The following is a 10,411-nucleotide window of genomic DNA, read 5'->3' as shown; positions in this document are numbered from 1 at the left end:
GCAGGGTGGTGTGGGGAGAGCTGGCTAGAAACCAGCTCTTACCCGATTTATGCATGTTACATCTTGTCGATTTCTAGCCAAATATCATCACAAAGATTTGGCCTGTATGCCGATTTTCGAAACACCACATTCTCCGCTTTATACATATCCAGAAAGGGTTGATCAGAAATTCTAATGCAGGCCCTCATATTTGCTAAGCGATCTGCGGCTTTCACCAATAATGCAAGATTTTCCTTCCCATCTACGAGCGCCATTTTTTTGTAGGTTGCAGCCTTTCGAGCTTTCCGAGTATCACCGGGTTCGTCACTGAGAATTGAAACACATTTCGCTACCAATGTACCAAACTCGTTTTCGATCTCTTTTTCCGTTGTAGCGGTATCCTCAACGACATCATGAAGGTATGCAACGACCATTGCAGGCTCGCCATACGGCTCTACAATTTTCGCTACTTCATCTAAATGAATCGAATATGGAAACTCGCCATACTTTTGGTCTCCATGAGCTTTAATTGCAAATTCTCTTGCCTTATTCTTCAATTAAACTCCTTAGCTGATTTACTGCATAACGCCGCTATGTGCGGCAAATTTTGTGTTGATTTTTTTGTGGCATTCTTTACCGCCACAAAATCAAGCGACGGGAAGTTTGTCCAGCCCAGCTTGCTGGGCGTGGCAGGATAGCCTTGTTATGTACTGGTTGACGTTGGCTTAAAATCAATAAACTTTCGGTTGCAACTGTGGCAAATAAAAACAACGCCATTTATATCTCTATCGTGACCGTCAGTATACTCATAGCGCTTCATCACAGCGTGGCAATTATTGCAATTTGGACGGGAGTTATACTTCGCCAAATTTTTACCTATGCCACTAATAGCAACCACTATAAAGGAAAGAATAACAAGCACTATTGCAACGCCGCCGATAACCTCGAGAAAGCCTAAGATGAGACAACAGGCAAAAGAGAGCAACCCTAAACTTAGGAAAGAATCAAACATTGAGAATTTTCTGTTGTATTCATTTTTAGAAAAATCATCATCCAGATAGATGTCTAAATCCTCTTTTTTTAGAAGGTCGTAATCGCTCATTCAGAAAGATACTCTCGGGCCTTGGGTACATAACGTCGCCAGCAGAGGCGCAGCTTTGCTGCGTCTTGTTGACTGGCATTGTTAACTGTATTTTGCAAGATGCACTTTATACCATTTGCTAGATTTAAGTCCCGTCCTGTAGGGCCACCTGAATAGAATTGGATAATCTTGTTCATTAATGATTTCATCCATTTCGCAAATCCCCCAATAACATTCATTTTTAACAATCAAATCATGAACCTCAACGAATTCATAATTTAGCAAGGAGATCATCTGTTTGGCGTTTTCTTTCTTAATTTTCTTAGTTGGAATTGATATTCTGCTAGATGTGTCGACTTTTCCTTTTGAGCGCTCAAGGCCAACGTATACTGCTTGCTGCTTTTGAAATTCTAATTTCCTATTCTGAATCTTTAATACAAAGCTAGGTGCGTAATCAAATATTTCTCGGCCAATAAAGGCAAACTGCTTTTCGGGATGTAAATAGAGCAGTTTCAACCACCCTTGCTCAAATTTTACATACTTTTCATACCCTGCCTCACCTTTTTTAGGGAATCCACCATTTGTTATCTGCGCATCATAAAAGTGATCGACCCATTTAGCTTTGGCGAACTCTTCAAGGGACAATACTGAAAGTTGGAAAGCCGATGGATACGAGCCGTTTTTGTATAGAGTTATTGAATCCTCATGCAGCCTAAGAGCATTACGCAAAGATTCTGCAGCAATCTTCTTAAACTTATACCTACTCAATCCATTTATGTGCATATGGCTCATTTACATTTAACATTATATTCACCGTCATGGTCACATATAGGAATATGTCTACATATAGACCTTTATGTCTACAACTATACCTAAATGTCTAAATATAGCCATATCCCGAGATCCAGCTTGTGTCTACATCTAGACATCTATTGGCACGGCCTTCTATGTTCGAGCCTTTTAATACTCACCCGACAGCAGTAAAACGGTATTCGAAGTCCCCCTACCTTGCCTTACCGGTAATAACTAAACGCTCAGAAGCCGGTGTCGGTATAAACCTCTGGGGCCGTCACAAACAGGACGTTTGTGCAGAGCGTACAAGGACGTATTCACCGCGTGCCCCAGAGGTTTATACCGACCCGTAATGCTGCCCAAAACCCCCTTAACCCTAGCCCATCACCCAAGTAAAAGGCATTACCCAATATTACAGCCCATAAACCACTGTGGATGCCGTAAAGGTTTAGCCTGCTAGGTCTGTTCGCTGTTTGCGAGTTTGGCTTGTAGCCACGCGTTTGGTTATGACGGTTTTGTTACGCCACCGCAAGTGCGTGTCATTGGTCAATCTATCACTGCCATTGGACAAACTATTGTTGCCTCGCCCTGTTTACTCAGGTTTAGAGGGGGGCTGGAAAATAAGCTATTTAAAGTAATGCCGTATTCGCGTGTTTGTCGGTACTCTATACTGATGTTTTGATAGGCTCGTTACTTGGGGTGATATGCGCTGTAGTTTGTATTTTTTTAGTGGTGTAGTTTTAACTGTCTTTCTAGGCTATAGCTTGCCATTGCACGCTGAGGAGGAGTTTACGCCCTTGGAACCAGAGAATTGGCTGCCAGCAGCCTCTTTACCGTTAGCGCCGCACAACCATCCAGTACCCTCCACGCTCAATGATTTAGTGACTCTATTACCGCGCTCGCCAGTGATAAACCCACTGCTGCCATCCCGGGCGACCACATCGCCGTTATTGCCTGATGAACAGTCCGAAGGGCATGTAAAAGTGTTGCTGGGTTACAGTATCCCACCGGGTACCGCCACGCGAATGACATGGGTGCCTTCGCAATCGTTTAGTGGTTTAGATGTGAACACACCCGTGCTGGTGGTTAATGGCGAGCAAGCGGGCGACACTCTTTGCTTAACGGCTGCCATTCACGGCGATGAACTGAATGGAATCGAGATGGTGCGGCAAGTTATGTATGGCTTGAACCCAGAAGCTTTGCGCGGCACAGTTATTGGGGTTCCTATTGTTAACTTAATGGCGTTTGGTCGAAGCTCGCGCTATTTACCTGATCGGCGTGATTTAAACCGCTACTTTCCGGGTAACCCCTACGGTAGCTTGGCGTCCCGTTTTGCCTATGCCTTTTTTAATGACATTATTCGCCATTGCGATGCACTTATCGACTTACACACAGGTTCTTTCCACCGGACTAACTTGACCCAACTACGCGCCGATTTAAGCCACCCGAAAGTTGCAGAGCTTACAAACGGATTCGGTAAAATCGTTGCCTTGAATACGCAAGGTAATCCACATTCCTTAAGGGCGGCAACTGTTGCGGCAGGTATTCCTGCAGTAACAGTGGAGGCCGGTGAGCCCTTACGTCTGCAAAAAGACGTCGTTCGTGAGGGCGTTGCGGCGTTACGGACACTGTTGAAAAAACGCAACATGATTGATCATTCGGTCTTTTGGCGAGAGCCTGAGCCGGCTTTTTATCAGTCGTCCTGGGTGCGAACTCAAACGTCAGGCATATTATTTAGTCAGGTAAAGCTGGGTGATAAAGTGGCCAAGGGCGAGGTGTTGGGTTCTGTTACCAACCCTGTCACCAGCGAGAGAACAATCATACACTCGCCTTATTCAGGAACCGTTATTGGCATGGCGTTAGATCAATTTGTATTACCTGGTTTTGCTTCATACCATATTGGCTTGCTCACAAAATCACAAAGCCCAACACAACCCGTTTTGGATGGCGATGGTTTTGAAGATTAATAAAGGCTAAGAAATACTATGAGACTTTCCGTGAGGTGCTTGCAGAGGGTGCTTACTTTAGGTTGTTGCTTATTGGCCTCTTCTACTCTGGCGCTTGGCCCTGAAGATGTAAAACACTGGCAGCAAGATTTACAATTTTATCGTGCGACCTTGGAAAATAAGCATATAGATCTTTTTCATCAGCTTAATGCTGAGTCGCTGGATTCGTCTTTAGGTAAGTTAAGTTCTTCGTTGGTTGTGCTTACCCAGGAGCAAGTTTGGGTAGAATTAATGCGGCTAACCCGGCGCATTGGCGATGGCCACACGACTGTGCCGCTATGGCAGCAAGCCACACAGCAATTTCCGTTTGAAATAAAAATACTGCAAGGTCGAGCGTATGTTATAGCGACAATACCCGAGCATAAAGAACTGCTGGGTGCTGAGCTGCTATCGATCAATGGCGAAAATATTGCGGCGGTTATCAGCGCGGTATCGGCATTGGTTCCTTTTAGTGAGAACAGTTATTCCAATGCTGTGCGCACAGGGCAGTATTTATTGAATGCACAAGTGTTAATTGGCTTAGGGGTGATTACGGGCGGCACCGAGGTAACGCTCAGTTTTCAAGCCGATACTAAAAAAGTGTATGTGCAAAGCGCTGCTGTCGCGTCACCTAAGCTAACGATGCGTTTAAGTCTAAAAACTGAGACGTCGGTAAAAGTGATAAAAAAAGAAACTGATGACCTTTGGTTTGGTTCGCCAGATAAAGGCCGTACGGTTTATGTGAAATTTCGCCGCTATCCTAGCTATGGGGATATGGATGATTTTTCTGAAGAGCTTTTGGGGTTTATCAATAAACAAAAGTCTAAAAATTTAGTCATTGATTTACGTGAAAATTATGGCGGAGATTTTTTTGTCGGTTTAAAGCTTGCGCAGCGTTTAGTGCTAGCAGACAGTATTAATTGGAGGCGCGGAGTGTATACCCTTATCGACAATGAAACCTTCTCTGCGGCAATGAGCAATGCTGCACAATATCAGCAACTATTAAATGCCAGGCTTGTTGGGCAGCCGACAGGTGCAAGGCCGTCGGGCTATCAGGATATGGGGCAATTCGAGTTGCCGCACTCCGGCTTGGTGGTAACCTATTCTAAGCGTTTGTATCATTTTCAGAAAACAACGGCGAACGCGGTAACCCCTGATGTACCAATACCCTTAACGATAGAGGATTATCGCAGTGGTAAAGATCGCTCGTTAGATTGGGTATGGACCGATCTCGAAAAGTGAAAACATCACAAAACAAAAATACCCCACATCCTTGTGGTGGGTGGTGTTTTTTTGCTCTCTCGCTGAGTTTATTTTAACGATCGGGCCTTCCTTTCGTGTGATTCCGTTAGTCTACCTTTGCGCCAAAGTGATTGATTTGACGTTATTCCTGATGACAGTGCGCTATCGCTTTTAAATTACAGTATCCGTGCTGTTAATTTGTGGGTGAATTTGCTATTTTCGCTCCCCATTTCTCCTCGCCAACAAAATGACAATAGTCCTATATGGATGAATTGTTACGTTCCGTTCATTTATTTAAAGATAGGGTGATTATGCTTACATCAAAGCAAATTCAAGCAATGCCGGAGTATCAGGCGTTAAAAGAGGCAAGGCGAAAAATAATAGTGCCTTTGGCGTTGGTCGTTGTGACGGCTTACTTTCTTCTAATTTTGACTATAGGTTTCTTTCCTCAGTCACTGGGGGCTTCTTTTGCTGGCGGAGTTATGTCTATTGGTATTGCGGCGGGCTTCGGCTTGATTTTGTTATGTTTTATCGTCACTGGAATTTATGTGAATTATGCCAATAAAAAGATAGAGCCATTGGTGCAGGCGATTACCCAAAAAGCGAAGGGCGGCTCATGAAATTTGTATTTTTATGTCTTACTGTATTTTCGTCATCGGCATTGGCGCAAGACGATTCACCATCGGGCGGCCTCCTCATGAGACTCTTAACGGATCAAGCATTGATGATGTTTTTTGCCTTCGTATTATTAACCGTAGGCATCACTATTTGGGCCGCTAAGCGAACAAAATCGGCTAACGACTTTTATGCTGCAGGCGGGGGAATATCGGGTTTTCAAAATGGATTGGCGATAGCGGGTGACTATATGTCGGCGGCGTCGTTTTTAGGTATAGCCGGTTTGGTTTATGCCTCTGGTTTTGATGGCTTAATTTACGCGGTTGGTTTTTTGGTGGGCTGGCCAGTGGTGTTATTGCTTATTGCCGAGCCGTTACGAAACTTGGGTAAATATACGTTTGCGGATGTGGTCTCATTTCGATTGCGGCAAAAACCCGTGCGTATTTTAGCCGCTAGCGGTTCTTTGCTGACAGTAATTTTATACTTAATCGCGCAGATGGTCGGGGCTGGTAAGCTAATCGAATTATTATTTGACTTACCCTATGAGTCGGCCGTTTTGATCATCGGTGTATTGATGACTTTTTATGTGACTGCCGGCGGCATGTTGGCAACAACTTGGGTGCAGTTGATCAAGGCCGTATTATTGTTGGGTGGTGCAACCATAATGGCGGTTTTAGTGATGTCGCATGTGGGCTTTAGTTTTGAAAGCATGTTTGAAAGCGCCGTGAGTATTCATGAAAAAGGCTCTGATATTATGGCCCCAGGCACTTTGTTAAAAGACCCGATATCGGCCATATCACTAGGCATTGCGCTGATGTTTGGTACGGCCGGTTTACCGCATGTATTGATGCGATTTTTTACCGTGAAGGATGCGGTACAAGCGCGCCGTTCTGTTTTTTATGCCACCGGTTTTATCGGTTATTTTTATATTCTTACCTTTATTATTGGTTTTGGTGCCATTGTATTGCTAACCGGTAACGATACTTATTTTGTTGATGGTGTACTCAATGGCGGGAAGAATATGCCGGCCATTCACTTGTCTCATGCTTTAGGTGGTGACCCATTAATGGGTTTCATTTCGGCAGTAGCCTTTGCAACAATTCTAGCCGTTGTTTCGGGTTTAACCTTGGCGGGCTCCAGCGCTATCTCACACGACCTTTATGCGACCCTTGTACTTAAAGGCGAGCGCAACGAGAAAAAAGAAGTCCGCGTTTCGCAAATAGCGACGGTTTGCCTGGGTATTATTGCGGTAATGTTGGGCATTGTTTTTGAAAAACAGAATGTTGCTTTTATGGTGGGCTTAGCGTTTTGTGTGGCTGCCAGTGCCAATTTCCCTGTACTCATATTATCCATGTATTGGAAAAACCTAACAACACGCGGTGCCGTAGTGGGTGGCTCGGTTGGGTTATTAACCGCGTTGATACTGGTCATTGTTGGGCCAACAGTTTGGGTGGATGTTTTCGGGTTTGATAGCCCGATATTCCCTTATAAATACCCGGCATTGTTTTCCGTATCGGCGGCGTTTTTGACTATTTGGATAGTGTCCATCACGGATAAGTCAGCGTCGGCGCAAGCTGAGCGTGAAGCCTTTGAGGAGCAATTGGTTCGCTCGCAAACGGGTATAGGAGCCGATTCCGCATCCGAACATTAATCGCCCCTTAGACATAAAAAAGGCCATGAGTTGAAGTTGCTCATGGCCTTTTTTATGTGCGCTTTAAAGCTTTATTCTGGCAGCGTGTCTAGCGCTTCATTGCTATCGAAGTGAGCAAGCAGCAGCGCATCATTCCAACCGTGCTCCCCCTCACAAACCACCACGGCAACTTGCTTTAACCAGGCCGCACAGTCGGGGTGTTGAATTATGTTGGCTTGCAGGTATTGCCAGAATTCAGTGGGCTGCTCGGTGAAAAAATTTAAATTTGTGAGTGCGCTATTCTCGTAGTCGGCTTCTACTTCTGGAAACTTATCTTGCTCGCGCACGAGTCGGGTAAAGGCTTCAATACTGTAGCTTGTGTCGCGCGATGGGTCGATTTGGATGATGAAACATTTCATGATTAGCCCTAAGCGTGAAATTGACGTGTTGTTGGACTCTAGCCGAACGGCTTAATGGGAGGGGTTTGGCGTTGATAAATACCGCGCTAGAGATCGCGCATTATAGGTGTAAAAGAGAGGCCGGTGCACCTGCTTGCAGCGATGGGCTTTCGGGCGCAAGCGAAGGTAAACCGCGACTATGACCGTGGGGCCCGGTAGATAAAAAAATCCCCCATTAAGCATCCTTAATGGGGGCAAAGATTTTCTGGTGAAAACCTAAAGGGTTCGGTCGATTAACTACACTTCAAAAACGTCGGCTGTGTCCTCGTCTAGGTCAGTCTCAGTTTCAGTTTCATCTTCATTTTCTTCTTTATTTTCCTCGCTTTCGTCTTGCTCAGGATATTCGTTAACATCTGTTTCTGGCATTTCGTTGTCAGATTCAGTTGGGTGGGCGGGGCGTGATTGTTCTTCGCCTTCGTCGGTTTCTTCTTTGTCCCAGTCGCTGTTTACGGGGTGAACTGGGCGATTGCTTTCTTCGCTCTCGTCTTGCTCAGGATATTCGTTAGCATCTGTTTCTGGCATTTCGCCTTCATCGTGGGCTGGTTGGCCTTGGTTGTACTCTTGATCGTCTGAATGCTCGCCATCTTCGTCGTGGTAACGTCCTGGAGTAGGCATCCACTCGCGATCTTCTGAAGCACACCAGTTCATTACACGCTGGTACGAAGGCTTGTTAGCGACAGCGCCATCAGTCATTGCGTCATCTGTAACATCGGCATCATCAGTAATATCAGCATCATCAATAACATCGTCTACTATTTCATCGTCTGTTACGGGTATGTCTTCGGCTGGCGCTTCGGGGGTCTCAGTGCTATTACATACGCGGCTATCCCACTCTTTTCGTGGGGTATCCTGATGAAATGAAGACTCTTTTTCGGCTCGTGCTTCTATGCTAATAGGCTCTAGCGCCGCGAAAGTAAGTTCGTTAACTTCATCAGGATTATCCGATGCGGCATCACACGTGTAAGCAACGCTGTAGTCGCCGGCTTCTAAAAAGCCGATGTGATAATGATATTCACCATCGTCGTTAATTTTTACTAATGCGCTGGCTACTGGGTCTGTTGCGCTGCCATTAACATCGGCAAGCGTGGCATCGGCACCACCGAAAACATAAACAGCACCAAGGCTGGTGGCTGATTCGGCACACAGGTCTGCAACCAACATCGCATCTAGGTCGCCCCGCAAATGGCCGGCACGATGGTTGGGCACCATACGTAATGACGGGCGCAACATTGTTGTCCCGCGCTCAGTTGCTGGGCGATTTTGACGATGGAATAGCGATTTACGTAAATCGAAGTCGATAGTGAACACGCCTTCTTCGCCCTCGATTAATGTGAAATGACGTGCGATTTTTAGGCCGCCTTCGGCATCACCGGGCATATCCAGCTCAACAGATGTCCCATCGTCAAACTCTATATAGGAGTCCATTACGCCATCTTCAGTGGCATTAATGTTTAAGCGCACCCAAGCGTAGTCGCCGGCGGCAAGGGCTAGCTCACTGATCAGATCGGTCGCGTCGCTACCTTGCAGTTGGAGTAAGTCGATGCTTCTTGGGGCATCAAATTCAACCGTAATCACTTCGCCTTCAGCGGGCTTGATGGTTAGGCCCGTTACCTCAATAACAACCGCAACGGCGTTATCAACCGGGCCATCGGTTAAGGCGACGGTGAGCGCTGCTGTTTTGGCATCAGTGGCTGATGCGGTTGTGCTGTCGCCACCGCAACCGCTGAGAATTAAAATGGGCGTGGTTAAAATGCTTGCAGCAAGTACTTTCTTTAAAAACATGTCCTAACTCCTAAGGTGATGGGAAGGTTAAATTCACGGTAATAAAAGAGGGTTGATGGGGCGCAAGCATTAAGCTCGGCCTTCTCAGCTACCGTGAATATTTGACACTATAGTCCCAAATAGTGGCCGGTTGTCGTTAAGTGGGTCACATAAATTCCATATTTGACTTATTTGTCCCATAATTCTGGCGTTTGCGTTGAGCGTCACATTTCTTTTTTATCGCATCGGTATTATGTATTCATGACTCATACCCCCCACCAAGCGCTATTGCGTGCAATTTACAAAGTTCTAAGACCCATGGCGCGTCTATTGATGCGCCATGGCGTGTCTTATAAAACCTTTGCAGACGTTGCGCGGCATGTTTTTGTGGATGTCGCAGAAGACGATTTTGCCCTCTCAGGGCGCAAGCCAAGTAATGCTCGAACGGCAGTACTTACAGGGATCAATCGCAAAGACATTGCCAAGCTTAAAGGGCGGCCCCATCCGTTATCGCAAGCGGGATCAGAGTCGCCCAACCCAGCGGCTAGGATTATTACGGCGTGGCTAAACGATGCACTTTTTCATGATGAGGCAGGCAACCCGAAAGCATTATTGGTGGAAGATCAGCCACTACACCCCGATAGTTTCACATCGCTGGCGAAAGAATATTCCAGTGATGTACCGGTAAGAGCGCTTATTGATGAGTTGCTGCGTATTGCGGCGATTGAGCGCAACGGGGACTTGGTAACGCTTGTGGCTCATGCTTATGTTCCCATCGCGGATGTTGAAGAAAACTTGCGTATTTTTGGTACAGCCGCAGCCGACTTATTAAACACAATGGACCACAATATTGGTCGCGAAACGGCGG

General features: G+C 46.0%; 10 protein-coding genes. 5 read left to right on the top strand and 5 right to left on the bottom strand.

Features of this window, described 5'->3' with window-relative positions:
• Positions 1-56 precede the first annotated feature (56 nt).
• The 3 genes from AC3A8L_RS16200 to AC3A8L_RS16190 form a co-directional block, all read right to left on the bottom strand.
• Entirely contained in the window at positions 57-536 is a 480-nt protein-coding gene (locus AC3A8L_RS16200) for an HD domain-containing protein (protein WP_487963314.1), read from the bottom strand.
• A 146-nt stretch (positions 537-682) separates the two neighbouring features.
• The gene (locus tag AC3A8L_RS16195) at positions 683-1,081 is read right to left on the bottom strand and encodes a hypothetical protein (RefSeq protein ID WP_487963313.1); all 399 of its coding nucleotides are present in this window, start codon (positions 1,079-1,081) and stop codon (positions 683-685) included.
• Positions 1,082-1,162: 81 nt separating this feature from the next.
• On the bottom strand, positions 1,163-1,852 hold the full coding sequence (locus AC3A8L_RS16190; protein WP_487963312.1) for an AbiV family abortive infection protein: 690 nt from the start codon (positions 1,850-1,852) through the stop codon (positions 1,163-1,165).
• Positions 1,853-2,649: 797 nt separating this feature from the next.
• Between AC3A8L_RS16190 and AC3A8L_RS16185 the strand changes: the two genes are divergently transcribed.
• From AC3A8L_RS16185 to AC3A8L_RS16170, 4 genes are all read left to right on the top strand, one after another.
• Positions 2,650-3,819: a succinylglutamate desuccinylase/aspartoacylase family protein gene (locus AC3A8L_RS16185; protein WP_487963311.1), complete on the top strand. Its 1,170-nt coding sequence runs from the start codon at positions 2,650-2,652 to the stop codon at positions 3,817-3,819.
• Between the two features lie 72 nt (positions 3,820-3,891).
• The gene (locus AC3A8L_RS16180; RefSeq protein WP_487963310.1) at positions 3,892-5,079 is read left to right on the top strand and encodes a S41 family peptidase; all 1,188 of its coding nucleotides are present in this window, start codon (positions 3,892-3,894) and stop codon (positions 5,077-5,079) included.
• Positions 5,080-5,342: 263 nt separating this feature from the next.
• Positions 5,343-5,699, top strand: a complete 357-nt coding sequence (locus tag AC3A8L_RS16175; RefSeq protein WP_487963309.1) for a DUF485 domain-containing protein — start codon at positions 5,343-5,345, stop codon at positions 5,697-5,699.
• A complete protein-coding gene (locus AC3A8L_RS16170) occupies positions 5,696-7,345 on the top strand; it encodes a cation acetate symporter (RefSeq protein WP_487963308.1) in 1,650 nt (549 codons plus the stop codon). Before AC3A8L_RS16175 ends, AC3A8L_RS16170 begins: the two co-directional genes overlap by 4 nt.
• A gap of 71 nt (positions 7,346-7,416) precedes the next feature.
• On the opposite strand, the gene AC3A8L_RS16165 is transcribed toward AC3A8L_RS16170, so the two are convergent.
• A complete protein-coding gene (locus AC3A8L_RS16165; protein ID WP_487963307.1) occupies positions 7,417-7,743 on the bottom strand; it encodes a hypothetical protein in 327 nt (108 codons plus the stop codon).
• 276 nt (positions 7,744-8,019) lie between these two features.
• Positions 8,020-9,564 (bottom strand): DUF4382 domain-containing protein, encoded by a 1,545-nt coding sequence (locus AC3A8L_RS16160; protein ID WP_487963306.1) that lies wholly within the window; start codon positions 9,562-9,564, stop codon positions 8,020-8,022.
• A gap of 240 nt (positions 9,565-9,804) precedes the next feature.
• Between AC3A8L_RS16160 and AC3A8L_RS16155 the strand changes: the two genes are divergently transcribed.
• On the top strand, positions 9,805-10,411 hold a 607-nt coding region (locus AC3A8L_RS16155), incomplete at its 3' end, for a DUF6502 family protein (RefSeq protein WP_487963305.1).

The organism is Marinagarivorans sp., assembly GCF_982758155.1.
The sequence above is the reverse complement of the archived record's forward strand: the minus strand, read 5'-3'. Positions and strand labels throughout refer to the sequence as shown.

Bases quoted from the DNA above. Each gene is read 5' to 3' on its own strand.
- AC3A8L_RS16195 (WP_487963313.1), bottom strand. From the start codon at position 1,081: ATGAGCGATTACGACCTTCTAAAAAAAGAGGATTTAGACATCTATCTG.
- AC3A8L_RS16190 (WP_487963312.1), bottom strand. From the start codon at position 1,852: ATGAGCCATATGCACATAAATGGATTGAGTAGGTATAAGTTTAAGAAG.
- AC3A8L_RS16175 (WP_487963309.1), top strand. From the start codon at position 5,343: ATGGATGAATTGTTACGTTCCGTTCATTTATTTAAAGATAGGGTGATT.
- AC3A8L_RS16170 (WP_487963308.1), top strand. From the start codon at position 5,696: ATGAAATTTGTATTTTTATGTCTTACTGTATTTTCGTCATCGGCATTG.
- AC3A8L_RS16165 (WP_487963307.1), bottom strand. From the start codon at position 7,743: ATGAAATGTTTCATCATCCAAATCGACCCATCGCGCGACACAAGCTAC.
- AC3A8L_RS16160 (WP_487963306.1), bottom strand. From the start codon at position 9,564: ATGTTTTTAAAGAAAGTACTTGCTGCAAGCATTTTAACCACGCCCATT.